Origin of the sequence: Paraburkholderia sp. EG287B, from assembly GCF_040965595.1 — a bacterium.
GTDB lineage: Bacteria > Pseudomonadota > Gammaproteobacteria > Burkholderiales > Burkholderiaceae > Paraburkholderia.
Genome location: NZ_JBFRCG010000024.1, coordinates 77,073 through 102,840 on the forward strand (window position 1 = coordinate 77,073; position 25,768 = coordinate 102,840).

Below are 25,768 nucleotides of genomic sequence, written 5' to 3' on the forward strand. Positions count from 1 at the left end.
CAGCCGCTTACTTCACGACGACCTGCGTATGCCCCACGACAGGCGGCTTCTCGAAGTACGGGCCGACGAGGCGGCGCCATTCCTGAAAGTCCTCCGACTCGCGAAAGTGCACCATGTGATCCTCGACGGTGTCCCACTGCACGACGAGCACATACTGGTTCGGCTCTTCCACGCCGCGTTGCAGTTCCACGCTGCGGCAGCCGCGTGCGCGGTGAAAGAGCGGCAGCGCCTGCGCCACGGCTGCCTCGAATTCGGCGTTCTTGCCTGCGCTCACCGTGATGTGCGCCATCTCGTAGACCATCCTGTTCTCCTTGTGATTCGCGTTGATTCGCGTTTGATCCGCCACTGCAGTCAGTGTGTGTTCATGTTCAGCCGTTCGATCACTTCGTCCGCAATCGCGAGCGAAGCCGTCAGCCCCGGCGACTCGATGCCGTAGAGGTTCACGAGCCCGCTCACGCCGTGCTCGCGCGCGTCCTGGATCACGAAGTCGCCGCCATGCTTGCCCTCGGCCAGCTTCGGGCGAATGCCAGCATAACCCGGTTGCAGCGCGTCGTCAGGCAGCGCGGGCCAGTAGGTGCGAATCGCCTCGTAGAATTTCGCCGCGCGGCCCGGGTCCACGGTGTAGTCGATCGTGTCGATCCACTCCACGTCGGGACCGAAGCGCGCCTGGCCGCCAAGGTCGATCGTCAGGTGCACGCCCAGGCCCCCTTCCTCCGGCACCGGATAGATGAGCCGCGAAAACGGCGCCGCGCCCGCCAGCGCGTAGTAATTGCCCTTCGCGTAGCGCCCCGGCGGGATCGATTGCGGCGGCACGCCTTCGATGCACGCCGCGACCTGCTGCGCGTAAAGGCCCGCGCTGTTCACGACGCGCGTGGCGAGCAGTTCCATCGGCTCGTCGCCGCTTACCTTCAGGAGCGTCGGCTGGCCCGGCCGCGCGAGGCCCCCCGTGACCGGCGAGCAAAACGCGAGCATGCCGCCCGCCGCTTCGAAGTCGCCCTGCAGCGCGAGCATCAAGCCGTGGCTGTCGACGATGCCCGTGGAGGGCGATTCGAGCGCCGCCACGCACGCGAGCGCGGGTTCCCGTTCACGCGCCTCGCCGCGATCGAGCCAGCGCAGGTCGTCCACGCCGTTGGCGGCGGCCGCCGCGCGAATCGCGCGCAGCGCGTCGAGCTGCCCTTCGTGCGTCGCGACGATGAACTTGCCGCAACGGCTGAACTCCACGCCCTTCTCTTCGCAATACGCATAGAGCTGGTGCTTGCCTTGCACGCACAGCCGCGCCTTGAGCGAGCCTTGCGGGTAGTAAATGCCCGCGTGTATCACTTCGCTGTTGCGCGAGCTGGTGCCCGTGCCGATGGCGTTTTCCGCCTCGACGAGGACGGTTTCCCAGCCCTGCTGGGCGCACGCGCGCGCAACCGCGAGCCCGACCACACCCGCGCCGATTACGACGCAATCCACGGTATCCGTCATGAGACTTCCTTCCTCGTCACGCGAGTGCTGTTGCGACTGGCGCTATTTTGCCCAATTCGCGGGCCTTTCGTGAAAGGATGCGCACCATGAAAAAAAAAACGCCGCCCGATAGGTCGATCGGGCGGCGTCAAACAACTGCCGGAGATGATGAAGCTAGCGGTGCATCAGAAGTGCGTATGCAGGCCCACGCGCGCAACCGCCTGGGTCTGACCGCTCGACGCGCCATCCGAGGAGTTCATGCCGTTGATCTGCGCAAGGCCGCCCGAGCTGGCGCGCTGGTACACGCCCAGCACGTACACGCTGGTGCGCTTGGAGAGCGCATAATCGACGATCGCCGCGACCTCGTGCGCGTGATTGTTGTCGACCACCTCGTTGCCCTTCATGTACATGTACGACGCGCCGGCGCTGAGTGCCGGCGTGAAGTTGTAGTGCGCGCCCACCGAGCCCTGATACACCGAGCCGCCGTTGGCCGAGTTGTGCACGGTGGTGAAGAGCGCGTTCGTGATCCAGCCGCCGAAACGGTAGTGCGCGCCGATACCCCAGTTGCGCACGCTCACGTCGCCTTCGCCCGTCACGACCGTCTTGAGGTTCGTATAGGCCGCGTTCACGCCGAACTCATGCGCCGAGTAGTTCAGCGCGAAGCTCGTGCCGTTGGCCGTGCCGATCGAACCCGCCACGCCGCCGAAGCTGTACATCGCGCCCGCGCTGAAGCCGCCGAACGTCGGCGACAGATACTTCACCGAGTTGTTGACGGTCTCGCCGGCCATGCGGTCCCAGTCGAACGAACCGGTCGGGTTGTTCGGCAGCGCGAGCTTCTGGAACGGACCCGCGCGGAAATCGTAGAAGTGGCCCGAGAGTTCCGCCGGATCGTTGCCGGCGAAATACAGCGAGTCCGTCATGAAGTCGTACTGGTTACCGAGCGTGAGCTTGCCCAGCTTGTCGTTGCTCAGACCCAGAATCGACGTACGGCTGAAGAGACTCTTGTTCGGCATGAAGGCGCCGTTGTCCACCTGGAACTGGTTGACGAGCTGGAAGAAGGCCTTCGTGCCGCCACCCAGGTCTTCCGTGCCGGTCATGCCCCAGAGGTTCGGGCCATTCACGCCGTCGTCCATCTTGACGTTGTGCTTGCCGCCCTGGTTGCTCACGTAGGTAATGCCCGTGTCCATCATGCCGTAGAGCGTCACACTGCTTTGTGCGAACGCCGGAGCGGCACACACCATCGCACCGATGGCTCCCGTAATCGCCAATGCCATTTTTTTGTACTGCTTATGATCCTGCATTCTCCAAGTCTCCTGTTTTGAACAAACCTGTTTATTCGAGCATCGAAGGGAAGCGCTCTCGCCGCCCCGAGATCCGGCGAGACGCAAGAGAAGCGCGCGGCATGTGGGGCCGCGCGGGTCAAACGCGTCCGGGTGGGCGAAGCGCCCGCCCGAACGCAAAAGCGATTCAGGAAATCAGGCGGCCAGGCAAACGCTCAGACCGCGTCGGGCACCTTGCGCGTCTTCAGGAACGCCTCGAGGGTTTCGCCGCGCATGCTCGCGTACATGCCGAGATTCGTGATCTTCACCACGCGCGCGAACTTTTCGAGCACGAAGAAGCACACGCCGTATTGAATGAGGCCGAGCCAGTCCGTCGCGTCGACGAGCGCGCGCTCCTCGCTGGTGAGCGCGGCGGCGTCGTAGGCGGCCGTGCGGTCGCGCAGCCACAGGTCGCGCGCCTGCGGCAGGCGCATTTCCCAGAAGAAGCGATTCAGGCGCATGGCCTTCATGCTCTGGCGAATGTCGAAGGGGTAGGTGCCCGTCAGTTCCTCGATGCCAACCAGTTGTGGATTCATTGCCGGCCCTCTTCTTCGTACACCGTGACCGCCATCGCCGTGCTGGTCGCGAGATAGTAGTTGCGATGGACTTCGCGGATCTTGCCGCCCAGCGCTCCGCGCATGGCGAGCCACATGATCGTCTCCACGCTCTCCGCGCCGCCAAGGCGCACGTAGTCCACGTGCTTCATGCGTGCGAGGCGCTCCGGATCGTTCACGATCAGGTCGAGGAACTCCATGTCCCATTCGGTGTTGTTGTAGCCGCTGCGCTCGCCGTGCACCTGGTGCGAAAGCCCGCCCGTGCCGACCACCACCACGTCGAGATCCTGCTCGAACGATTCGATCGCGCGGCGCAGCGCCTGGCCGATCCGGTAGCAGCGGTTGGCCGTGGGCAGCGGATACTGGAGCACGTTCACCTGGATCGGCACCAGCGCCGCGGGCCAGCCGCCTTCGTGCGGCAGCATGAGCGAAAGCGGCGAGTTGCAGCCGTGGTCGAGCGGCTTGTCCTGGAAGATCGTGAGATCGAACTCGTCGTTCACGAGCTGCTCGGCGATATGGATCGCGAGATCGGGGTGGCCCGCGATGTCCGGCAGCGCGCGCTTGCCCGCGCCTTCGTCGGCGAACTCGTGCGTGGCGGAAACGCCCAGCGCGAACGTCGGGTAGCAGTCGAAGAAGAAGCTGTTGGCGTGGTCGTTGTAGAACATCACGAGCGCGTCCGGCTTGCGTTCGGCGAGCCACTGCGCCACCGGTTCATACCCCTGGAAGAGCGGCGCCCACGCGGGTTCGTTCTGCTTGCCCTTGTCGTATGCCATGCCGATTGTCGGCACGTGCGATGTGCCGATGCCGCCCACTATTCTTGCCATGATCTTGCCCTCTGCTGCTGTTCATGCGGCGCACTCGCGCCGCGCTGGACCGGATGCGTCGGCCGACGCCTTCGTTCATCACTTGGGATACGAAATTACAAAAACGCCGCCCAAACCGTAAGCAAGGGTTAACCACGAATTTTTCCCTTTCCCTCATGAATTCAAGGCTTGTGCGCGCTTGCGCACACTCGGCCGATCGCGCAAACCCGCGCGCCGCAAAGGATTTTGGTATCCTGAAACCCGGTTGCGGGAACTGCGGCCGATCCGCCCCGGCAACCCCCTCATAAGCGAAACAGATATCAAAAGAACGAACTCGCAAGGGCCGCGCGCGCCATGCGCCGCGCGCCGCGCCCGCTGCGATTCACACATGACATGAACGGGACGACCCAGCAAACCATCGTGCAGGCGCTGCGCACGCGCATCCTCTCCGGCGAACTCGAGCCCGGCGAGCGGCTCGTCGAGGCGCAGCTCGCCGAGCGCCTCGGCATTTCGCGCACGCCGCTGCGCTATGCGCTGAGTGTGCTCGCCACCGAAGGCCTCGTCGAGCGTTCGGGCGCGCGCGGCTACACCGTGCGGCGCTTTTCGGTGACCGACGTGCTCAACGCCATCGACGTGCGCGGCGTGCTCGAAGGGCTCGCCGCACGCACGGTCGCCGAGCGCGGCGTGGACGCGGCGCTCGCGCACGCGCTCGAAGACTGCCTGCGCGAAGGCGACGCGATTTTCGCGGCCGGCGTGCTCGACAGCGAAGCGGAAACGCGCTACGCCGCGATGAACGGCCGCTTCCACGCACTGATTGTGGAAGCGGCGCACAATCTTGCGGTGAGCGCCGCGCTCGGGCTCAACGACAAGATTCCATTCGTCTCGCCGGGCACGGTGGTGTTCGACAAGGCCGCGCAGCAGCGTCAGTTCATGATGCTCTCGTATGCGCACCGCCAGCATCACGCCATTGTCGGCGCGCTCGTGAACGGCGAAGGCGCGCGCGTCGAGGCGCTGATGAAAGAGCACACGCATATTTCGAAGGAGAGCCTCAATCTCTCGGTCGACCGGCTGCATCTGAGCGCGGTCGGCGACGCCGCCGCAGTTGGCACGGTTGCCACGGTCGCCGCATGAGACACGGCGCGTATCCCACCCAAAACGACATGATCGAGCCGTGAGCCAGCCCGAACTCCTGAACCTCGCGCACCTGCGCGCTTTTCGCCTCGTTGCCGACACCGGCAGCGCCACGCGCGCCGCTTCGGCCCTGTATCGCGCCCAGTCGGCCGTCACACGCTCGGTGCAGGAACTGGAGACTGCGCTGGGCGCGCCGCTCTTCGAGCGCAAGCCTTCGGGCATGCTGCCCACGGCCGTGGGCCGCGTGGTGCTCGAGCGCTGCGCGCGCATTTTCGGCGAACTGGAAGAACTCGCGCAGTGGTGCGCCGCGCGCCAGGCGCGCCGGCGCGCGTTGAGCGAAGGCACGCTGCCCGCGTATCTGCTCAACACGCGGCGGCTGCAGCTATTCGTCGCCCTCGCGCGGCACCGCCATATGCCGAGCACGGCCAATGCATTCGGCATCAGCCAGCCCGCCGTGAGCAGCGCCATGCGCGTGCTCGAAAGCGGCTCGGGTGTCACGCTCTTCCATCGCGGGCCGCGCGGCGTGCTGCTCACGGCCGAGGGCGAGACCTTCCTGCTGCACGTGCGCCGCGCGCTCAACGAACTGCGTCACGTGCCCGACGATATCGCGGCGCTGCACGGCAATATCCAGGGCGCGGTGACGGTAGGCGCGCTGCCTTTGGGCCGCACGCTGATCCTGCCGGCCGCCATCGCGCGCCTTTCCGCGCAGCATCCGGGCGTGCGCGTGGTGACCGACGAAAGCGCCTATGAACTGCTCGTGGCAGGCCTGCGCGCCGGCGACGTGGACTTCGTGCTCGGCGCGCTGCGCGAAAACGATGCGGCGAGCGGCCTCGGCAACGAACGATTGATGTCGGAAGACATGGTCGTGCTCGCGCGGCGCGACCATCCGCTCGCGAAAAAGCACGGCCTCACGCTGAACGATCTGCGTGATGCCCAATGGATACTTTCGCGCACGCATTCGCCCTCGCGCGGTCTGCTCGAAGCGCAGTTCCGCCGCGTGAAACTCAAGCCGCCCCTGCCCACCGTCGAAACCGCCGATCTCGCCGTGATTCGCGGGTTGCTGCTCGGCACGGACATGATCACGGCGCTCTCGGCGCAGCAGTTGCACTACGAAATCGAGTCGGGGCAGCTGGTGATTCTCGACGTGCCGCTGCAGCACACGCGCCGCGATATCGGACTCACGCTGCGCGCACAGGGTTCGCCCTCGCCTGCGGCACGCGCGCTGATCGACGCGATCCGGCTCGCGGTGATGGATGTTGCGCCCGCAACGCGTGTGGTGGAGGGGCGGCGCGCGGGTTGAATCCGCAACCCGCATGAGACGATCGTCAGCGAGAATCGAAAGTCCGTAGTGCAAAGCGTTGCGATTGTTCAGTCCAGGCGCTTTTCAAACCAGTGATGGGCATACGGTTCGGCATTGAAGGCATCGACTTCAACGAATCCGGATTGCCTGTATAGCGATATCGCTTCATGCAGAGTCTGATTAGTCTCCAGGCGAATCACGCGCGCTTTGGCCTGCCGGGCATGTTTCTCCGCCTCGACGATCAACCGGCGCCCAACGCCCGTGCCTCGCGCGGAAGGACTCACCCACATTCTCTTGAGTTCGGCCGGGGACTTCTTGTGGAACTTCAGCGCGACGCAGCCGATCGGGTGTCCATGGAGTCTCGCGATGATTAGCGCGCCAGCCGGCGCCGTCAGTTCGACAGCGTCCGCCGACAGGCTCATGGATGGGTCGAACCCGGCTTCAAAGCGTTGGTCGAGTTCGCTGAAATACTGTTCAAAGCACCACCGCGCGTCATCGCTATCCGGGTCCTCAATCGAAAAATGCACAAGCGATGCCTGCAGCAGATGTTCGACCTCGGACATGGCTTCGATCAGTCGCCGTCGCTGCTTGTCGCCGAGAGGTTCGAGCACGCGTAACGCGACCGCGTCGGAGAGCCGTTCGAGTTCGGCCCTTTCGATGAGACCTGCCTCAGTCAGGCAAGCCCGGCGAACCCGGCGGTCGTTCGGATCAGTGAGGACAGCGACAAGTTTTTGCCGCTCAAGCGACGCCAGGGTACGGCTGACATAACCCGAATCAAGACTTAGCCGCGCGCGAAGCGTACGAATATCCGCGCCTTCGACACCGATCTCCCAGAGCAGGCGCGATTCGCCCATCGGGCGGCCTCGTCCGAGGAAATGATCGTCGATAGCGCCGATGCTTTCGGCGACTATGCGGTTAAAGCGACGAATCTGGGGAATGGAGGACGCACTCATATCTCTGACTTTAGTCAGAGATATCGAATCCGTCAACCTCGAGCCGAAGCGGGCGTGAAAGCGTTGCCGGGCCGCAGAACCAGCAAGGGCGTGGGCGTGGATTCGAAGAGGAGCTGGAAGTCCTCTTCCGACACCGCATTGGGAGTGTCCATGGCGTAGAGACCACAAGGGACAATTCTTTACTTGAGAGGGTCCCTGTCGGACTGCACTTGAGGCGCCTTGTTTCGACAAGGCGGTTTCAGAAAATCCTCTGCAAGACCTGTAATGTTCAAAGCGCGCAAGCCGTGTGCCGCTCAGCCAGGCGCCGCCCGGCGCTTCGTTATCGCAATGCCTGCCGGATTCCCAGCGCAATCATGAGCCCTCCACATGTGAGGTCGATCCATGCCTTCGCGCGACGATACGCCGTCGCAATCGCCGCGTGCGATAGAACGAGCGCGACTGCTCCGTACCAGCACGTCGCTGATACACCGACAGTAGCAAGCATCGCGAAGAACGTCGGCGTGGAAACGTGGCTGGGCACCGCTGAGGAAAACACCGCCGCATAAAAGGCGATGGACTTCGGATTCGCGATATTTGTCGCGATACCTTGCAGGAACGCGGCACGAAACAGAGGCGCCTTCGTTGGGTGACGTGCTTCTGAGGGGGTTGCCCGTGCCGACACAATGAGCCGCAGCCCGAACCAGATCAGATAGGCCGCGCCAGCAAGCCTGATACCGACAGCGAGCCACGGGAAAATAGCGAACACCATGCCGATACCAAGGATGGCGCAAGTCGCCCAGAACAGATTCACCGTCACGATCCCAGCGACAAGCGCGAGCGCATCGGAGCGTCTGCCGGCTACCGCCTTCTGGGTGATTGCGACAAAGTTCGGCCCGGGTATGACGACAGCCGCCGCATAGACAGAAAAGACTGTCGCAATCGCAGACGCATTAACCATTTGTAGCCTCAGTGAATTGTGGTTGTACAAAACGTGGAGCCGCTTCATCCACCGGTATTCTGAAGCAATTCACGACTGACCGCTGCTGGCCGACTCTGGAGGCAGACCAGACGCTCAATCGCTCGACGGGCGATTCGTCAGCTCGCAAGCATGGCGCCATTGAACGCCTACCTTGTTCGCTCCCAACCCCAGGCTCCGCTCGGATCCGACATTTCAAGGCAGACACAGCCGCGGGTGTCACCTCGAGCGCCCGCTAGTCACGCACGATGGCGTGCGGATCGATGGTGTAAGGATGCACGGGATGGTTGGGACCAATCCCGGCAGCGACGCGCGACAGCCAGGCAGCGAGTGCAGGGTAGGCTGCCAGGTCGATACCGACGTCGCCTGCGCGGTGGGTGTATGCGTAGATCGATATGTCGGCAATGGACAGGCCATCACCGACCAGGAAGGTCGCATCCGTCAGGGACCGATCGAGGGCTCGCAGCGCCTTCGCGGCGGTCTCCTGTTTGTCTGGGACCATCGCAGCATTGCGCTTTAAGCGCCCCGTCAATGTCCAGAAACGCAAGGAGCCGATGACCGGTTCGATGTAGTACTGCTCGAAGCTGAGCCATTGAGCAACCTTGGCGCGCCCGAAGCGGTCAGCAGGCAGGAAGTCGGTTCCATCAGCCAGAAACTGAAGGATCGCATTCGACTCGGACAAAGCGCGGCCGTCTTCCAGTTCGAGCGCTGGCACGGCGCCTGTGGGGTTGAGCTTGAGGAAGGCGTCGGTCTGTCCCGCTCCCTCGAAAATGGAGACCTCCTGGGTCTCATAGGGAATGCCGAGAAGGCCAAGCAGAACCCGGATCTTCCAGGCGTTCTGGGAGGGCAGATAATCGTATAAGCGCAGCATGTCGACTCCTGAGTGAGGAAGCCCAACTATGACGGATGTGGCCCGCGCTCAGCACTCCAGATATTGCGCTCAAATTCATCGGGCAACGCAGCCCGCGCGAAGTGAAGCCGGGATTGGGTCTGCGGATGTGCTTTGCCGGCGAAAGCGCCGCGCCTGATGACGCAATTGCCAAATGACATTCAAGGCCCACGCGCCCCGTAAAAATCCGAGGGCGTCAGTCACCTGACATGCAGGCGGCGCGGGCGCCTTGCTTTTCCGGACAGGCAATCCCATCGTCTTGTCTCGTTGTGTTGAGTAACCTGGAAGTTACCGGATTATATCGGCGCACATCGCTCATCGTGCCGCACGAAAGCGCGCTATCGCCTGCAGGAGTGGCTCGGTTTCGTTAATTCAGATTTGCACAAAGGCTACTCCCCGCTTTTCAATTCCACGACGCCCGAGTTGGTCCGCCGAGAAAGACAAGAGGCGCTTTCTAAATATTATGGATTGCTGGAGAAGTTGCTGACGACTCAGCCATGGTTGCTGGGGGAGCGCTTCTCGGCAGCGGACGCCTACCTTTTCACAGTGACAAACTGGGCTCCGCATGTTGGCCTGGATATATCACGGTTGCCCGCCATATCGGCGTTTCAGCAACGCGTGGGTGAGCGTCCGCATGTACGGGGAGCGTTGTTGGCGGAAGGTCTACTGCGGGACCGACTGTAAGAGATCGCGCCGCAGCCGGCACCGGCGTCGACTGGAAAAAGTGATCCGTTGACGCCCACTCGCCGACTCGACCCGTGCCATCCCAGGGTTAACCTCGATAAATATATGCATAACGCACGCCGTAATACTAATTCTTACATCGAGGCTGGCCCGTTGGAGATGAGAACGCTAACGTTTGCGCAGAGACTACGACCAGGCAGGAACCACGAACTCACTTTCCGGAGTCATTGCGCCCGCATCACGCTCGCAGCTTATGTCGCCATCCTCGCGGGATGCGGAAATGCCGTTTCGGATTCGGACATCCAGTTCGTCACGGCCGCCATGCCGGCGCAGTTCGAGGCGTTCCGCATGTACGGCGCGGTCCCCTTTCGCGACGGCTCACCCGGTTTGTCCGCTCATGCGCCAGCCCGGCTCCAGCAGGGCTGCGAGGCGGTCGTACGTGCGGCGAAGGGCAGTTTTCGCGAGTCGGTGGTCCTCGATAGCGAATCGGCCGAGTACTTCGAACTCGATGTTTCGCGTACGCCTGACGGATGGACTGTGACAACCGACAGTCTTTCCGCACCGAGCGGCAACTCCGTGGGGCTTCGCACCCAGTTCACGAACTGCCTGACGGCAATCAAGGACAAGCTTCGGGCCCAGCCGGAACCGCTATAGTGAGTCAAGGGTCCCGCGTGACGAACGGGTAGCGTCCGCCCACCAGCAACGCTGTGCCCGTCATGAAAGCGCTCTCGCCGGAAGCGCGATAGCGCGCGGCCGGTCAATCGAACTTGACCAGATCCTGGAAAACCAGCTGGGCCCACCTGTTGCCGCGTGCCTGGACGAGGAGACCGCCCTCGCCGATCTTCCCGAGTTCGACCGGCGCGAACCCGAGCCGCTCGACGAGACCCGACACCGAAGCGCTAGCCGCATCGTCGTCGCTAGCGACGAACACGACGCGCCGGCCGCCATGCGGTGTCGTTGGCCCCTGTGCCAGTGTGCCTGCGGGCAGGTGGTTGAAGGCCTTCACCAGCTTCGCGCCTGGAAACGCCTTTGCAACGGCCGCGCTAGAAGGCAGACCGTCCAGCTCCCTCACAGGCACGCCGTACGCGTTCATGGCGTCGATCACGATCTTCCCCTGCCAGCTTTCAGCGGCCCGCGCGACGTCCTCGTGAGCGCCGAACGGCACAGCCAGGATGACAACGTCAGCCTCGACCGCGTCCTCGATCCGCTGCGCAACCAGCGACGGCCCGATCTGCGCGGCGAGCGCGTCGACCGGCCGCCGGCCTGCCACGGCGACCTCGATACCCTGATCGGCGAATGCCTGCGCGATGGCCGTGCCGATCTTGCCAAGCCCGATGATTGCGTAGCTCACTGAACTCTCCATTCGTTTTCCTAAGTAACCAAAAAATCACTCTGGCGGACGGTACACCTCAGGTCTCAGACCTGGCCGATGCCGCCGTCATTCATCAAATCCGCGCCCGTCATATAGGAACTCTGTTCGGAGGCGAGAAAGAGCGCCGCGCTGGCCATCTCCTCGGCCCGGGCGAGTCGACCGAGCGGGACCATGCTCCGGTACATGCTCACCAGATCCTCGCGCGTCGCCGACTGGGCGTCGAGGATCGGCGTGTCGGTGACGCCAGGGCTGAGCATGTTGACGCGAATACCGCGATCCTTGAATTCGGCGGCCCAGGTGCGCGCATAGGAACGCAACGCGGCCTTGGTCGCGGCGTAGGCGGTGTGCCCGGGAATGCCCATGACGTGCATGGCCGAAGAAACCAGGATGATCGATCCACCGCCCGTCATCATCGGCAGCAGCTTCTGCACCAGAAAGACGGGGCCGCGCGCCATCAGGTTGAATGCCTTGTCGAAATGCGCTGGCGTGATGGTGTCGATGGAAGCCTGCTCGGTAAAGCCCGCGTTCGACACGATGATGTCGACGACACCCTTTTCTTCCCTGACTGCCGCGGCGACGCGGTCGAGGTCATCGAGATTCGCGGCGTCGGCCTGGATCGCAGTCACGTTGCGTCCGATCAGTTTGGCGGCCTCGTCGAGCTGGCCTTGCCGACGGCCGAAGATAAAGACGTGCGCGCCTTCGGCGACGAACCGCTGGGCGATCGCCAAGCCGATACCCGTCGTCGCGCCGCTGATGACGGCAACCTTGCCTGTGAGAGTGGACATGGGAAATTTCTGCCTCGTGGTGAATGGTAGAGACATCGTAATTGCCGCCCCGACGAATGATAATCAGCGGAGTTATCATGAGATCTATTCTTCGAGGGAATGGGTCTCACGAGAGACATGCAATGGACCGGTTTCACGAATTGAACGCCTTCATCGCCGTTGTCGAAGCGGGCGGCTTTTCCGCCGCCGCGCGTAGAACCGGCGACTCACAGTCCGCCATCAGCAAGGCGATCGGTGCGCTGGAAAAGCGCCTCGGCGTGCAGCTATTGAACCGCAGCACACGCAGCGTGACCCTCACGGATCAGGGGCAGAAATACTACGAGCGCACCAAGCCGCTGCTCGACGAGTTCGAAATAGCCGACAACGAACTGAGCAGCAGCACGCTCGATGTCTCGGGCCTTGTCCGCATCGCCGCCGCCTCGACGTTCGGCCGCCTGCACGTCCTCCCGCTCATTCCCGACCTGCTGTCGCGCCATCCTGGGCTTCGGGTCGATCTCGTGTTGTCGGATTTCGTCCGCGATATGGTGGAGGATCGAATCGACCTCGCGATTCGCGTGGGCACCGTCAACGATCCCGATTCGGTCGTGCGGAAAATCGCCAGCACCCCGCTGGTCTGCGTGGGATCGCGCCGCTATTTCGAGCAGCACGGCATGCCAAAGGATCCTGCGGATCTCGCGAGGCACAATTGCCTCGTCTACGGCGGTCTGATGGAATCGGCGAACTGGCCGTTTCATGGGCCGCAAGGCCGGTTCAGCGTGCCGGTGCGAGGCAACCTGTCGTCGAACAGCGTCGAGACGATACGGTCGGCCGTGCTCGCGGGCGTGGGAATCGGCCTCTTCGCGAAGCTCTCGCTCACCGACGAACTCGAGCATCCCGACATCGTCACCGTGCTGGACGACTTCATTGGGGACGCCCGTGATGTCAGTATCGTGTGGCCGAGGCGCCGTTTCGTGCCTGCGCGCGTGCGCCGGATCACCGACTTTTTTGCGGCTGCGCTGCCGCAGCGCCTGTAGAAGCGCGACGGCCTCACACGCAAGACGTCACGCAACGCTCGCAAGCTGCGCGCGTCGAGCGCCTGCGTCGTTCGACATCGATTCGCGCACGTGGCGCGCGAATTCCTGCGCCGCGGGCTGAACCGTCGCGGGCAGTCGCAGGCAGATCGCAAACGGCGGCAGCGCGGGCAAGCCGGTTGCTTGAGGCGCGAGCGTCTCGAGGTCGACCGGCACCGTGGAGGCGAGCCAGGTCGTGATCGCGAGGCCCGCACGCACCGTTGCGGCGGTCGCCTCGATGTTGCCGCTCTCGAACACCGTGCGCCACGCAATGCCCGCGTCCGCGAGCGCACCGAGCACGACCGGCCGGAAGGCACATCGCTCGTCCACCATCGACAGCGGCAGCGGCCGCTTCTGCCAGGCATCGCTGCCGCGCCCCTTGACCCACACCAGCGGCTCGATGCGGACCACTTCGCCTTCGGCTTCGCTCGCGACATATTCGACCAGCGATAGATCCACGCGGCCGCTATGCACCGCTTCGCTCAACTCCGGCGACGCCGCACACACGAGCGAAATCTCCACTTGCTGATGCGCATCGGCGAACGCCTTCATCGCGGGCGCGAGCGGTGTCACGAGATCGTATGGCACGCCCACACGCAGGCTGCCGCGCAGGGATCGACCGGTCATGTCGGCCCAGATTTCGTCGTTGAGCTGCAGCAGCTGGCGTGCCTTCACGAGAAATTGCTCGCCATGGCGCGACAGCTCCAGCCTGCGCGTCTTGCGCACGAACAGCAGGCAATCCAGCACGTCTTCGAGACGCTTCACCTGCTGGCTCACGGCGCCTTGCGTCATGTGCAGCAGATTCGCGGCGACCGTCATGCTGCCGCTATCGGCGACGGCAACAAAGGTGCGGATCAGGTCGAGGTCGAGGTTTCGGCTCATTGACGCATTATGCCGCGTAATGGATCGCATCAGAATTATTGCCTTTGATGATGCGTCGGCGATCCGTACAGTGCAAGTTTTCTTCGCCCGGATTTACACCGATGACCTCGATCCTGCCGCTTCTCCTGTTTGTCGTCATTGCGACCGTGACGCCCGGCGGCGCCACCACGCTCGCCACCGCTTCGGGCGCGCGCTTCGGCTTCGCGCGTTCGATTCCGCTGATGCTCGGCATCGCGATCGGCCTGGCTGTGCTCGCCGCCGTTGCCGGATTCGGGCTGGGCGGTCTGCTGCTCGCGTTGCCGTCGCTGCAAACGGCCGTCAAGGCAGTCGGCTCCGTATATTTGCTGTGGCTCGCGTGGCGCATCGCGCGCAGCGGGCCGCCGAACGCAGGTAACGGCCCCGCGCACCCCATCACGCTCGTCAACGGTTTCCTGCTGCTCTGGCTCAACCCGAAAAGCTGGGCGATGACGGTCGGCGCGGCGGCGTCGTTCGCGCTGCTTGCAAGCAGTCCGAACCGACTCGCGCTGCTGCTCGGTGCCTCGTTCGGCGTGGCCGCGTGCGTCTCGCTCGCATTGTGGTGCGCGCTCGGCGTGCTGCTCGCGCGCCTCTTTCGCACGCCGCGCCACTGGCGCATCCTTAATCTTGCGATGGGCGTCCTGCTCGCCGCATCCGTCATTCCAGCATGGAGATAACGATGCCTGGTCATCCGTTTGCCGAATCGTTCGATCTTGAAGCCGCGTTCGCCGATGTGTCCGATTACTGGTCGCCGAAAGTCGTCGCCCAGGTCAACGATCAGTACGTCAAGGTCGCCAAAGTGCGCGGACAGCTCGTGTGGCACGACCACGAGCACGAGGACGAACTGTTCTTCGTCGTGCGCGGCCATCTGAAGATCGAGTATGAAGGCGGGCGTGTCGTCGATCTGCCCGCGGGCTCGATGCACGTCGTGCCGCGCGGCACGCTGCACAATCCCGTCGCAGGGAACGAATGCTGGGTCGTGCTGATCGAGCCCGTGCAGACATTGCATACGGGGCGCGTGGAATCGCCGTTGACGAGGACGATCGAAGAGCAGCTAGGCAAAGCGCGCTAAAACGGCCCAGCGCGCGGACATCGACAAGACGGCTTCAAACGAACACCTTTCGCAGCCGGCTGGGTTGAGCGCGAAGATACTGCTTCGGCGCCCTGACCTGGGCTCCGAAGTGGGCGGCAGCGTGCCAGGGCCAGCGCGGGTCGAAGAGCACGGCCCGGGCCAGCGCGATCAGGTCGGCGTCTCCCGTGCGGAGGATGGATTCGGCTTGTTCGAATTCGGTGATCATGCCGACGGCGATGACAGGCAGCGTCGTCGCCTGCTTCACGGCCCGCGCGAAGGGAACCTGATAGCCGGGCCCGACCGGAATTTGCGCAGCCGGGTTCGAGCCGCCGCTCGAGACATTGACCGCCGCACATCCCCTGGCCTCCAGTGCGTGGACAAAGGCGATCGCGTCGTGCACGGACCACCCGCCGTCCACCCAGTCCGTCGCGGAGATCCGCATCGTCACGGGGCGCTCGTGCGAAAACGCGTCTCGCACAGCTTCGAAAACCTCGAGCGGAAAACGCATGCGGTTTTCCAGCGAGCCGCCGTACTCGTCGTCCCTATGGTTCGAGAGCGGCGAGAGAAATTGATGAAGCAGATAGCCGTGCCCACCGAGGATTTGAACGAAGTTCAAGCCGAGCCGGGAGGCGCGTTGTGCGGCGGCCGCGAAGGCATCGCGAATGGCGGCCAGTCCGCTGCGGTCCAGGGCGGTGGGTGGTGTCTCTCCGGACGCGAAAGCGAGCGGCGATGGGCCGTAGGTGTTCCAGCCATTCTCGCGACCATGGGGAATCTGTGCGCCGCCGTCCCATAACTTCTGCCGCGACCCTTTGCGGCCAGCATGGTTGAGCTGGATGCCAACCGGCGTGTCGGACCAGCGCCGCACGCTCTGCAGCACGCGCGCCATGGCGACTTCGCTCTCGTCGGAATAGAGCCCCACGTCGCCATAACTCGTGCGGCCTTCGGGGGTGACCGCCGTCCCCTCGATGGTGAGCGCCGCCGCACCTGATAGCGCCAGCTGGCCGAGATGAATCAGGTGCCAATCGTTCATCTGCCCGTCTTCGGCCGAGTACTGGGCCATCGGGGCGATCACGATACGGTTGGCCAGGTTCAGGTTGCCGACTTGTATCGGCGTGAACAGCATGGGATGGCTCGAGCCGGTGCCGGTTGTTGCGCCGCTATTGGCGGCGACTTTGCCTGCGAGTGTGGGCATGAAAATCTTCTGTCGGGTGATGAGTGACAGGTAGATCGTAGTGGTCACATGGCGGAGCGATAATTCGCAGATTGTTCATAAGGCCGATTCCCGACGGGAATAATCGTGAACGGCGAGTCTCGGCCGCGCCTGAGCGGCTATGCTGTTCGTCAACGCAGGAGGCATGCATGGCAGAAACGTGGCAATTCCAGGTCCGCATCACCGTCGTGCCCGAGTTGGCCGATGCGCTGCGGGCGAGCAGCCCCTACGAGCGGCGCGATTTACTCGAAGCCGTCTTGCGCGATTACGACGCCTCCCTGACGTGCCAGTTCGACGCGTTCGCCGATTATGTCGAAGAGGCGGAACGCGCCGGGCCGGACCGCTATCCGCTGTATCAATGGACGAAAGAGACGATCGCCAATCCAGGGAAAAAGGCGAAGTACCTGAAGTCGTTTGCGGTGTATGTTCGCGGCGCAGAAGTCTACGACCGGGCAAGCGCCGACGGGCTGTATGCGCGGCTCTCGGCCCTCGCTGGCCAGGTGGGCATCGAAAGCGTGAACCGGTTCGACACGAACCCGGCCAACAATCCGCAGCCCCCCGCGCGCACGTGAGACAGACACCCAGGTAGCACTCAGAACCGATGCTGAACGCCAGCCGTCATGCCTGTTTGCGTGTCGGCCGCACCGATGAGGTCGCGCGACAAGCCCACCTTCTGACCGTGCTGAGCCATCGCATATCCGCCGGAGACATAGAGCAGCGTCCGTTTGGAGAGCGAGTATTGCCCGCGCAGCGAGAACAGCGTCGGATCGGCGTCGCTCGCTCCTTTGATGTTCTGATGATAGATCGCGCCGAGCAGCGTGAAGTACGGGTTGAAATCGTACGAGCCGCCGATCCAGTACATATCGCTTTGCAGCGTTGCCGCCGCAGTCCTGAATGTCTTGCGATAGTTCCGGTAACCGGCCATCGCCTTCGCCGCGCCGAAGTCGTAGGAAAGACCCGCGTGGATGCCCTGAATGTAGCGGGTCTGAACGACGGGCGTGACGCTGTCCGCCGCGCCGTTTTGTCGATCGTAGGTGACCACGGCAGCGAACGGACCGCCGGCGTAGCCGAGCGCGAAGTCGTATTTCGAACTCGTCTTCATGCTCCCCGGCACATTGCCGAACCCATACAGCGCGCCCAGCTTGATGCCGGAGAATTCGCCGTCGTAGCGCACGGCGTTGGCCGAGCGGGTGAACAGACCGTCCTTGCGGCCGCCCGTCGCGCTCGATGATGTCGCCCATGAATAGTTCGGCGCGTAGCCCATCGGATCGAACGGCAGCATGTAGTCGTACGTCACCGTGAAGGTGCGCCCGAGCGTCAACTGCCCGAAACGATTCTTCAGCCCGACCGTCGCGCGCCGGTCGAAGATTGCGCCGGGGCCGTCGTCGAAGGTGCCGTTCGCGATGTTGATGCCGCTTTCGAGCTGGAATACCGCCTTCAGCCCGCCACCCAGGTCCTCGACGCCGCGCAGACCCCAGCGCGACGTATTTTTGCCGCCCGAAACGAGCCGTGCAGAACCACCGTTTGCGCTGGTGTGATTTGCGTATTCGACGCCGGCATCGACGATCCCATAGAGGGTGACCGTCGATTGCGCCTGCGCGACGGCGGCGATGCCCGCGCATGATAGACCCAGCATGATTGTTCTTGTGATATGCGACTTCATTGTCTGCTCCCGGTTTCTGCGATGGATTCCGCTGGCGGCATGCGCCAGCCCACGGTTACTACAACTGCAAATGAACCTGAACGGCACGAGCCCCTGTCAGCCCGCCTGGGCAAAGGCCCAGCAGTTGTTCGCCGGCAGTTCGAGCCAGTGCTCGCCGGCGGCGCGAGGCTGCACGCCGAAGGCACGCAAGCGCAGTTCGCCGCAATGGAACAGGTATTCCCAGCGATCGCCGAGAAACATCGACGTGACGAGTTCGGCGCGCAGGCGGTTCTGCCCGGGACCGTCGACGACCTGAAGACGCTCGAGCCGGATCACCGCTTCGACCGCCTGACCGGGCGTAAGCGCTTCGCGCGCGGACGCCCGCAACGTCCAGCCCGCGCCGCTCAATACAACATGGCCCGGTTCGACAGTGCAGACGTGTCCTTCGAAGCGATTGTTGCTACCCATGAAATCGGCGGCGTACAGCGTCCGGGGCGAATCGTAGAGATCCGCCGGCGAGTCTTCCTGTTCGATGCGACCGTTGCGTAGCAGCAGGATGCGATCGGACATCGCCATGGCTTCGGTTTGGTCGTGGGTCACGCATAGCGCCGAGAGGCCGAGCGTGACGATCAACTCGCGCAGCCATGCGCGCGCTTCCTCACGAAGCTTCGCGTCGAGGTTCGAAAGCGGTTCGTCGAGCAGAATCACCGGCGGGTTGTACACGAGCGCCCTCGCGATGGCGACGCGCTGCTGCTGCCCACCCGACAGCTGGTGCGGATAACGCGCAGCGAGAGCACCGAGGCCGAGTTGATCGAGCGCGGCCTGAACCCGACGCTTGCGCTCCGGGGCCGACACGCGACGCAGCTTGAGCCCATAGCCGACGTTTTCGGCCACGGTGCGGTGCGGCCACAGCGCGTAGGACTGGAACACGAGACCGAGCGAGCGCTGCTCGACGGGCAGATCGATGCCGGCTGCGCGATCGAAGAAGACGCGTTCGTCCAGCTGGATGCGACCTGATGAGGGCTGTTCGAGACCGGCCACCGCACGCAGCAGCGTGGTTTTGCCGCTGCCCGATGCGCCGAGCAGACAGACGACTTCACCCGCCTTCAGTTCGAACGAGACGCCCTCGAGGATCGGATGCGCGCCATAGCTCAGATGGAGGTCGTTGACCGAGAGCCTATCCATGCAATTTCACTCCGAAGCGCAAGGCCACGGCGAGACCGGCGCCGACCATTGCGATGTTGATGACGGAAAGGGCGGCGACTTGATCGACAGACCCGGCTGCCCACAGTGAGACGAGCAAGGCGCCGATGACCTCGGTGCCGGGAGAGAGCAGGTAGACGGCGGTCGAATACTCGCGCTCGAAGATCATGAAAATGAGTAGCCATGCCGCGAGCAGCCCGAAGCGCACGAGCGGCAGCGTGACATCGAGGCTGACGCGCGCACGTGTGCCGCCGACGCTGCGTCCGGCCTCTTCGAGTTCGGGGCCGACCTGCAGCAGCGCGCTCTGGATCAGGCGCATGCCGTAGGCGAGCCACACAACGGTGTAGGCCACCCAGATGCTCCACATCGAGTTCTTGAGCTCCTTGAGGCCGGGGACGAAGAGAAAGACCCACAGGAACGCCAGTCCGGCGAGCAAACCTGGCACGGCGCGCGGCAGCAGCACGATGTAATCGAGCAGGCGGGCGGCCCAGTCATGCTGGCGATGGCCCGCGAAGGCGACCAGCGTGTAGAACCCGACCGCGAGCGCGCCGCCCAGCACGCCGATGCCGAAGGTGTTGAAAATGGCCCGCACCAGATTGCTGTGCTCGAACAGTTCGGAGAAGTTCGCGAGAGTCAACGTCTCGACGAGGTCCACGCCTTCGCCCCAGTGGGTGACGAAGGCCCGCAGCACGATGCCGGAAAGCGGCACGAAGATCGTGAGCAGCAACCAGAACGCGACGACGGCGAGCGCGACCCAACGCCATGTACCGAGTGCCAGCACGGTCTGCCGCGTGGCCTTGCCCTTGAGCGCGACGAAGCGATTGGCGCTCCTGAGCAGATGCCGCTGCAGCAGCACGAGCGGAAAGGTCACGGCGATGATGCACACGGCGACCGCGGCCATCAGGTGATACGAGGGCACGCCGAGCTTGTTGGTGAGCTTGTAAAGATAAGTGGCCAGCACGAGATGCCCTTCGGGGTCGCCGAGGACGAGTGGCAGACCGAACACCTCGAAGCCGAGGAAGAACACCAGTACGCCGGCAAAGAGCAGCGCGGGCATGCTCATGGGGAGGCTCACGTCGAGGGCCACGCGCAGCGGCCGGGCGCCCGATACGCGCGCGGACTCCTCGACGTCGGAGCCAAGGTTGCGCAAGGCCGCCGCGGCATAAAGATAGACATGCGGCACGTGCGTCAACCCGACGATCACGGTGATCGCGAAGACCGAATACACGTTCCAGGGCGCGCTCTCCATGCCGGTCAACTGCTTCCACCAGATCGAGTAGAAGCCGGCCGGGCCTGCAGCGATCACGTAACCGAAGGCGAGCACCATCGGCGAAACGAAGATGGGCGTGAGCAGGACTGGTTCGAGCCAGCGGCGTCCAGCCAGATCGGTGCGCACCATCAGGAAGGCCAGGATGCCGCCGAGCGGAATGGAGATGAACAGCATGCCGCTCGCGATCGTGAAGGAGTTGCCCGCGGCCGACCAGAAATCGGGGTCGGTAAAAATGAAGGCGAAGCCGGCCAGGCCGAAGGTGCGGCTCGCGTCGAAGAAGGGGGCGCTCAACAGACTCTGGAACACGATGAGCGCAACCGGCAGCGCGACAGCGATGGTCAGTACCGCGATGACGAGCCAGCGCAGTAAGCCAGCCAGGGGGCGCAGCGGCCCCTCGGGCAGCGCCGGAATGTCGTCTTTCTCCCTGGCATGGAGCGGCACCGCGGCCGGGATGGGCGCGCGTCGTGAAAGCATGAGGGTCCTCCTGCGGCACGCAGCCGCATATCGAAAAGGGAAACAGGGGAGAGCGCACCGCGAAGCGTCCGGCGCTTCACGGCGTTCGCCGTGTCAGGCGTGCGCTAGCGCTTGATCGACTGTTGCCATTGCTTGAGAAATTCGAGGCGCTTGGCCTGGTCGAGATAGACGAGCAAGCCGGTACCGACCGGAATCGGCTTGAGCGAGTCTCCGAGCTGTTCGGTCAAGCCGGCCATCGAAGTCTCGCCGGTCACGTCGGCGCGGATCGAGAAGAGGTTCGCTTCGTTCGCGATCAACGTTTGACCGCGTTTCGAGAGCAGGTAGTCGACCCACAGACGCGCCGCATTGGGGTGCTGGGCCTTCTTCGAGATGGTGAGCAGGCGGCTGACCACCTGGGTGTAGTCCTTCGGATAGACATAGCCGATGGATGGATCTTTTTTGGCCTTGCTATACGCATAGGATCCCAAAATATTGTAGCCAAGCAAATTTTCGCCGGAGGAGATGCGCTCCATCATGGCGCCGGTACTCGACTGCAGCTTCGGACCGGTCGCGCCGATTGCCCGCACGAGTGCCCACGTGACCTGAGGGTTCACGCGTGCATCCTGGGTCAGATAGTTGAAGCCGGTACCCGATTTCTCGATGTCATACGTGGTGACCTTGCCCTGGTAGCGTGCCGGCTGGGTCTGCAACAGCTTGATCAGGTCGGCGCGCGTTTGCGGTACCTCGCCTGCCGGCATCAGGCGTTTGTTGTAGACGATCGCGAGGGGCTCGAAGGTCGTGCCCCAGGCCTGCTTCTGATATTGCGACCACGCCGGCAGATGCGGGGTCTCGGGCGACTCCCAGGTCGCCATCAGACCGTCGTTGACGAGCTTGATCTGCAGGTCCATCGCCGAGCTCCAGAGCACGTCGGCGCTCGTGCTGCTCGCGGCGTTCTCGCTGATGAAGCGGTTGTAGAGCTCGGTGCTGTTCATGTCGTTGTATTCGATTTTCACGCCATACAGGCTTTCGAAATCCTTGATGAGGGGCTTCGCGATGGCGGCATCCGTCGCGGCGTAGACGATCAGTTTTCCTTCTTTTTTTGCGGCTTCCACCGAGGCTTGATAGTGGCTCGGGTAGCCGGCAGGAACCTGCGCCCAGACCGGGCTGACGGTGAGTGCAAGTGCGAGCGTAGCGGCACGGCGTTTGAACGACATCGGCATGTCTTCCTCCAGGTCAAGACGGGCTTTTATCTTGTGTTGGCGAATGGTAAGGTCTGAATGCTTTCTGGATGCTTTCAGTCATAGCGATAACCGGAAGGAAAACGAATGATTTTTCTCATGGATTTCCCTGGGGGCGGCGATGCGTGTTTTGCTTGTTGAAGACAACCCGATCCTGTCCCGTTCACTGACCGATGCGCTCTCCAGCGCGCATCTGAAGGTCGACTGCATGCATGACGGCGAGTCCGCCGATCACGTGCTGCGCACCCAGGACTACGCGCTCGTGATCCTCGACCTCGGGTTGCCCAGGCTCGACGGTCTGCAAGTGCTGCGCCGGCTGCGCGCGCGCCGCAACACGGTACCGGTGCTGATTCTGACCGCGCACGGATCGGTGGAGGATCGCGTGAGGGGACTCGATTTCGGCGCCGACGACTATCTGGCCAAGCCCTTCGATCTGAGCGAACTGGAGGCACGTACGCGTGCGCTGATACGACGCAGCCTGGGGCAGGACTGTCTGCGCGTGGCCTGCGCAACACTCGTCTACGACGCCGCCGACCGCGGCTTCAGTCTCGAAGGCGAGCCGCTCCCGCTCACGCCGCGAGAGCGCGCGGTGCTCGAAGTGTTGATCCTGCGCAATGGCCGGGCAATCAACAAGGAGACGCTGTCGGAGAAGATCTTCGGCATCGACGAATCGGTGAATGCCGAGGCAATCGAAATCTATGTGCACCGGCTGAGAAAAAAGCTCGAAGGCAGTGCCGTGGCGATCGTGACGCTGCGCGGGCTCGGCTATCTGCTCGAAGCGAGGCAGGCATGCAGGCCCGTCTGAGGGCACCCGATCTGCGGATGCGGATGTCGCTGTGGCTGCTGCTGCCGCTGCTTGGCCTGCTCGCGCTGGATGCGTGGCTCACCTATCAGCGCGCAATCCAGTCGGCCCATGCCGCGTTCGACCGCACGCTCGAGTTTTCGCTGCGTTCGATCCGCGAGGGGGTGCATCTGCGCGAGGGGCGGGTCCATGTCGATCTGCCGTATCTCGCGCTGGAGATGTTCGAATCCAGCAACGACAGCAAGATCTACTACCTGATTCGCGAAGAGGCGGGTCAGGACGGGCGGCCTGTAACCGGCTACGCAGACTTGCCGCAGCCTGCGGTGCGCCGTCTCGATCCTTTCGCGATCCGCTTCTACGACACGATCTATCGGGGCGTGCCCTTGCGCATGGCGTTGCTGCGTTTGCCCATTCACGACGTGCCCGCCGCGCAGACGCGCATGGTCCAGATCATGGTTGGCGAAACCATCGAACCTCGTCAGGCGCTGGCGCAGCAGATCCTGATCGGTTCGCTGCTTCAGGAGGGGCTGCTGGTCGTGCTCGCACTCGGCATCGTCTGGCTCGGCGTCGGGCGCGGCCTGCGTCCGCTCAACCGCCTGTCGGCAAAGGTCGCGACGCGCAGCGAGGACGACAGCGCGCCACTGGCGGCCGCCGGCCTGCCACGCGAGGTCATGCCGCTTGTCGAGGCGATCAATCAGTACATCTCGCGCTCGCGGCGCATGCAGGAATCGCGGCGGCGGTTTTTTGCCGATGCCGCGCATCAGCTGAAGACCCCGTTGGCAGTGATTCAGGCGGAAACGGAACTGGCTCAGCGCGGCAACCTCGACGCCAGCACCGGCCTGCATCTGCGGCGTCTGAACCGGGCGGTGCGCCAGGCGGTGCGGGCGGTGCAGCAGTTGCTTTCGCTCTCGCGGCTCGATGCCGGCTGCGATCAGGCGACGAAGCGGGCACCGCTGCTGCTGCACAAGGTGGCGCGCAGCGTGACGCTCGACTGGTCGCCGGTGGCGCGATCGCGCGGCATCGATCTCGGTTTCGAGCAGCAGGACGCGGTCGAACTGGTGGGTCACGGGGACCTGTTGAAGGAGCTGATCGGCAACCTGATCGACAATGCGATCCGCTATTCGGGAGACGGCGCGGTCATCACGGTGCGCGTGGCGCGGCGCCATACCTGTGCCGTGCTCGAGGTCACCGACAACGGGCCGGGCATCGCCCGGCACGAGCGCGAAGTCGTGTTCGAGCGCTTCTACCGTTGCGAATCGACGCAGAACGTAGAGGGCAACGGGCTGGGTCTCGCGATCGTCGCGGAGATCGCGCGCGTACACGAGGCACGCGTTACACTCGACGAAGCCCCCGGCGGCGGTCTCGCAGTCAGCGTCGCGTTCCCGGCTGACGCTCCAGTTGCAACCGCCACGAACGCGATGGCGGCGCCTGCGCCAGTCGATATTTGCTGCTCCGCAAAAAAGCGTGGGCTCGCCAACATTGCCGCGAACGGGCAATGAGCGTGATCTAATACCCGTGCAACATGGCGAGCCGCCTTGTCGCCGCAATTGCAGACGGCTTTGGTTAGAATCGGTTGTCGATTCGATTATTCATTTTCTTATCGGAGGCGAGCGTGCCAGGTTTACTTCCCAATGTCGACCGCGAGGGACTCCTCGAATATTCAGTGGTTTACACCGACCGCTCGATCAATCACATGTCGCAGCTCTTTCAGGGCGTCATGCGAGATATCTCCCGCTCCCTGAAAAAAGTCTACAACGCGAAGTCGATCGTGGTCGTCCCGGGCAGCGGGACCTTCGGCATGGAAGCCGTTGCCCGGCAGTTCGCCACGAACAAGAAGTGCCTCGTGATTCGCAACGGCTGGTTCAGTTTCCGCTGGTCGCAGATTTTCGACATGGGCAGCATTCCCTCTGAATCGATCGTGTTGAAAGCGCGTCCGGGCGAACAGGGAAGGCAGGCCGCCTATGCGCCGCCCCCGGTCGAAGAAGTCGTCGCGGCGATCAAGGAGAACAAGCCCGATCTCGTCTTTGCGCCGCATGTCGAAACCGCATCCGGAATGATGCTGCCCGATGCGTATCTGCGCGCGGTGGCCGACGCCGTGCATGCCGTAGGCGGCATGTTCGTACTCGACTGCATCGCCTCCGGTACGGTCTGGGTCGACATGGAGAAAAGCGGCGTCGATATCCTGATCAGCGCCCCGCAAAAGGGGTGGAGCGCATCGCCCTGCTGTGCGCTCGTCATGCTCGGGCCGCTCGCCCGCGAGCGCATCGACGCCACAACCAGCACCAGCTTCGCCTGCGATCTGCGCAAGTGGCTGCAGATCATGGAAGCCTACGAGAACGGCGGATTCGCTTACCACGCCACCATGCCCACGGACAGTCTCGCGACGCTGCGCGACGTGATCGAGGAAACCGAGGCATACGGCTTCGACAAGGTGATGGCGGAGCAGCTCGAACTCGGCAAGCGCATTCGCTCGCTGCTGGTTAGCAAGGGTTTCCGAAGCGTGGCCGCCGAAGGTTTCGAGGCGCCCGGCGTCGTGGTCAGCTACTCGGACGACGACGGCATTCGATCCGGCAAGAAGTTCGCCGATGCCGGCCTGCAGATCGCGGCCGGCGTTCCCCTCCAGTGCGACGAGCCTGAAGACTTCAAGACCTTCCGCATTGGCTTGTTCGGCCTCGAAAAACTGCATGACATCGAAGGCACGGTCGCGAGGTTCGCGAAGGCGTTGGACCGCATTCTTTAAC

At 63.6% G+C, this 25,768-nt stretch carries 27 protein-coding genes; 11 read left to right on the forward strand and 16 right to left on the reverse strand.

Annotated elements, in window-relative coordinates; all coding sequences use genetic code 11:
- Positions 1-7: 7 nt before the first annotated feature.
- The 5 genes from AB4Y40_RS35200 to AB4Y40_RS35220 form a co-directional block, all read right to left on the reverse strand.
- Complete coding sequence (locus tag AB4Y40_RS35200; protein ID WP_368691774.1) at positions 8-301, reverse strand: antibiotic biosynthesis monooxygenase; 294 nt, start codon at positions 299-301, stop codon at positions 8-10.
- A 50-nt stretch (positions 302-351) separates the two neighbouring features.
- Positions 352-1,467, reverse strand: coding sequence for an NAD(P)/FAD-dependent oxidoreductase (locus AB4Y40_RS35205; protein WP_368691775.1), 1,116 nt, complete (start codon positions 1,465-1,467; stop codon positions 352-354).
- Between the two features lie 164 nt (positions 1,468-1,631).
- Positions 1,632-2,720 (reverse strand): porin, encoded by a 1,089-nt coding sequence (locus tag AB4Y40_RS35210; protein WP_368691817.1) that lies wholly within the window; start codon positions 2,718-2,720, stop codon positions 1,632-1,634.
- A gap of 221 nt (positions 2,721-2,941) precedes the next feature.
- On the reverse strand, positions 2,942-3,301 hold the full coding sequence (locus tag AB4Y40_RS35215) for a protocatechuate 3,4-dioxygenase (RefSeq protein WP_324157852.1): 360 nt from the start codon (positions 3,299-3,301) through the stop codon (positions 2,942-2,944).
- Positions 3,298-4,143, reverse strand: a complete 846-nt coding sequence (locus AB4Y40_RS35220) for a gallate dioxygenase (RefSeq protein WP_368691776.1) — start codon at positions 4,141-4,143, stop codon at positions 3,298-3,300. The genes AB4Y40_RS35215 and AB4Y40_RS35220 overlap by 4 nt, the downstream gene beginning before the upstream one ends.
- Positions 4,144-4,515: 372 nt before the next feature.
- Here AB4Y40_RS35220 and AB4Y40_RS35225 point away from each other — a divergent pair, with 372 nt between their 5' ends.
- Both AB4Y40_RS35225 and AB4Y40_RS35230 read left to right on the forward strand, forming a co-directional pair.
- A complete protein-coding gene (locus AB4Y40_RS35225) occupies positions 4,516-5,253 on the forward strand; it encodes a GntR family transcriptional regulator (protein ID WP_368691777.1) in 738 nt (245 codons plus the stop codon).
- A gap of 40 nt (positions 5,254-5,293) precedes the next feature.
- Positions 5,294-6,553 carry a LysR family transcriptional regulator gene (locus tag AB4Y40_RS35230; protein ID WP_324157845.1) on the forward strand — a complete coding sequence of 420 codons (1,260 nt, stop codon included), beginning with the start codon at positions 5,294-5,296 and terminating at the stop codon, positions 6,551-6,553.
- 68 nt (positions 6,554-6,621) lie between these two features.
- On the opposite strand, the gene AB4Y40_RS35235 is transcribed toward AB4Y40_RS35230, so the two are convergent.
- The 3 genes from AB4Y40_RS35235 to AB4Y40_RS35245 all read right to left on the reverse strand — a co-directional run bounded on the left by AB4Y40_RS35235 (position 6,622) and on the right by AB4Y40_RS35245 (position 9,332).
- Positions 6,622-7,506, reverse strand: a complete 885-nt coding sequence (locus AB4Y40_RS35235) for a GNAT family N-acetyltransferase (protein WP_368691778.1) — start codon at positions 7,504-7,506, stop codon at positions 6,622-6,624.
- A 319-nt stretch (positions 7,507-7,825) separates the two neighbouring features.
- The gene (locus AB4Y40_RS35240; protein ID WP_342923049.1) at positions 7,826-8,443 is read right to left on the reverse strand and encodes a LysE family transporter; all 618 of its coding nucleotides are present in this window, start codon (positions 8,441-8,443) and stop codon (positions 7,826-7,828) included.
- A 253-nt stretch (positions 8,444-8,696) separates the two neighbouring features.
- Positions 8,697-9,332, reverse strand: coding sequence for a glutathione S-transferase family protein (locus tag AB4Y40_RS35245; protein ID WP_368691779.1), 636 nt, complete (start codon positions 9,330-9,332; stop codon positions 8,697-8,699).
- A gap of 396 nt (positions 9,333-9,728) precedes the next feature.
- On the opposite strand from AB4Y40_RS35245, the gene AB4Y40_RS35250 reads away from it, so the two are divergent.
- On the forward strand, positions 9,729-10,034 hold the full coding sequence (locus AB4Y40_RS35250) for a glutathione binding-like protein (protein WP_368691780.1): 306 nt from the start codon (positions 9,729-9,731) through the stop codon (positions 10,032-10,034).
- Positions 10,035-10,139: 105 nt separating this feature from the next.
- Positions 10,140-10,688, forward strand: a complete 549-nt coding sequence (locus tag AB4Y40_RS35255) for a hypothetical protein (protein ID WP_368691781.1) — start codon at positions 10,140-10,142, stop codon at positions 10,686-10,688.
- Positions 10,689-10,791: 103 nt separating this feature from the next.
- Here the strand turns inward: AB4Y40_RS35255 and AB4Y40_RS35260 are convergent, their stop codons facing one another.
- A complete protein-coding gene (locus AB4Y40_RS35260; RefSeq protein ID WP_368691782.1) occupies positions 10,792-11,385 on the reverse strand; it encodes an NADPH-dependent F420 reductase in 594 nt (197 codons plus the stop codon).
- Between the two features lie 65 nt (positions 11,386-11,450).
- The gene (locus AB4Y40_RS35265; RefSeq protein WP_368691818.1) at positions 11,451-12,191 is read right to left on the reverse strand and encodes an SDR family NAD(P)-dependent oxidoreductase; all 741 of its coding nucleotides are present in this window, start codon (positions 12,189-12,191) and stop codon (positions 11,451-11,453) included.
- Between the two features lie 122 nt (positions 12,192-12,313).
- On the opposite strand from AB4Y40_RS35265, the gene AB4Y40_RS35270 reads away from it, so the two are divergent.
- Positions 12,314-13,204 (forward strand): LysR family transcriptional regulator, encoded by an 891-nt coding sequence (locus tag AB4Y40_RS35270; protein ID WP_368691783.1) that lies wholly within the window; start codon positions 12,314-12,316, stop codon positions 13,202-13,204.
- Between the two features lie 27 nt (positions 13,205-13,231).
- Here AB4Y40_RS35270 and AB4Y40_RS35275 read toward each other — a convergent pair whose 3' ends face one another.
- On the reverse strand, positions 13,232-14,122 hold the full coding sequence (locus tag AB4Y40_RS35275) for a LysR substrate-binding domain-containing protein (protein ID WP_368691784.1): 891 nt from the start codon (positions 14,120-14,122) through the stop codon (positions 13,232-13,234).
- A gap of 101 nt (positions 14,123-14,223) precedes the next feature.
- On the opposite strand from AB4Y40_RS35275, the gene AB4Y40_RS35280 reads away from it, so the two are divergent.
- Together AB4Y40_RS35280 and AB4Y40_RS35285 are read left to right on the forward strand one after the other, a co-directional pair.
- Positions 14,224-14,814: a LysE family translocator gene (locus AB4Y40_RS35280; RefSeq protein WP_368691785.1), complete on the forward strand. Its 591-nt coding sequence runs from the start codon at positions 14,224-14,226 to the stop codon at positions 14,812-14,814.
- Positions 14,815-14,816: 2 nt separating this feature from the next.
- On the forward strand, positions 14,817-15,209 hold the full coding sequence (locus AB4Y40_RS35285) for a cupin domain-containing protein (RefSeq protein WP_368691786.1): 393 nt from the start codon (positions 14,817-14,819) through the stop codon (positions 15,207-15,209).
- Between the two features lie 34 nt (positions 15,210-15,243).
- Here the strand turns inward: AB4Y40_RS35285 and AB4Y40_RS35290 are convergent, their stop codons facing one another.
- On the reverse strand, positions 15,244-16,332 hold the full coding sequence (locus AB4Y40_RS35290) for an NADH:flavin oxidoreductase/NADH oxidase (protein ID WP_368691819.1): 1,089 nt from the start codon (positions 16,330-16,332) through the stop codon (positions 15,244-15,246).
- Between the two features lie 236 nt (positions 16,333-16,568).
- Here AB4Y40_RS35290 and AB4Y40_RS35295 point away from each other — a divergent pair, with 236 nt between their 5' ends.
- On the forward strand, positions 16,569-16,991 hold the full coding sequence (locus AB4Y40_RS35295; protein WP_368691787.1) for a hypothetical protein: 423 nt from the start codon (positions 16,569-16,571) through the stop codon (positions 16,989-16,991).
- 20 nt (positions 16,992-17,011) lie between these two features.
- Here AB4Y40_RS35295 and AB4Y40_RS35300 read toward each other — a convergent pair whose 3' ends face one another.
- From AB4Y40_RS35300 to AB4Y40_RS35315, 4 genes are all read right to left on the reverse strand, one after another.
- The gene (locus AB4Y40_RS35300) at positions 17,012-18,082 is read right to left on the reverse strand and encodes a porin (RefSeq protein WP_368691788.1); all 1,071 of its coding nucleotides are present in this window, start codon (positions 18,080-18,082) and stop codon (positions 17,012-17,014) included.
- Positions 18,083-18,178: 96 nt separating this feature from the next.
- Positions 18,179-19,246: an ABC transporter ATP-binding protein gene (locus AB4Y40_RS35305; RefSeq protein ID WP_368691789.1), complete on the reverse strand. Its 1,068-nt coding sequence runs from the start codon at positions 19,244-19,246 to the stop codon at positions 18,179-18,181.
- Positions 19,239-20,975 (reverse strand): ABC transporter permease, encoded by a 1,737-nt coding sequence (locus tag AB4Y40_RS35310; RefSeq protein WP_368691820.1) that lies wholly within the window; start codon positions 20,973-20,975, stop codon positions 19,239-19,241. The genes AB4Y40_RS35305 and AB4Y40_RS35310 overlap by 8 nt, the downstream gene beginning before the upstream one ends.
- Positions 20,976-21,112: 137 nt before the next feature.
- A complete protein-coding gene (locus tag AB4Y40_RS35315) occupies positions 21,113-22,207 on the reverse strand; it encodes an ABC transporter substrate-binding protein (protein ID WP_368691790.1) in 1,095 nt (364 codons plus the stop codon).
- Between the two features lie 139 nt (positions 22,208-22,346).
- Here AB4Y40_RS35315 and AB4Y40_RS35320 point away from each other — a divergent pair, with 139 nt between their 5' ends.
- The 3 genes from AB4Y40_RS35320 to AB4Y40_RS35330 all read left to right on the forward strand — a co-directional run bounded on the left by AB4Y40_RS35320 (position 22,347) and on the right by AB4Y40_RS35330 (position 25,767).
- Positions 22,347-23,030 (forward strand): response regulator, encoded by a 684-nt coding sequence (locus AB4Y40_RS35320; protein WP_368691791.1) that lies wholly within the window; start codon positions 22,347-22,349, stop codon positions 23,028-23,030.
- Positions 23,027-24,526 carry a sensor histidine kinase N-terminal domain-containing protein gene (locus AB4Y40_RS35325; RefSeq protein ID WP_368691821.1) on the forward strand — a complete coding sequence of 500 codons (1,500 nt, stop codon included), beginning with the start codon at positions 23,027-23,029 and terminating at the stop codon, positions 24,524-24,526. The genes AB4Y40_RS35320 and AB4Y40_RS35325 overlap by 4 nt, the downstream gene beginning before the upstream one ends.
- A 113-nt stretch (positions 24,527-24,639) precedes the next feature.
- A complete protein-coding gene (locus tag AB4Y40_RS35330; protein WP_368691792.1) occupies positions 24,640-25,767 on the forward strand; it encodes an aminotransferase class V-fold PLP-dependent enzyme in 1,128 nt (375 codons plus the stop codon).
- The last annotated feature ends 1 nt before the right edge of the window (position 25,768 follow it).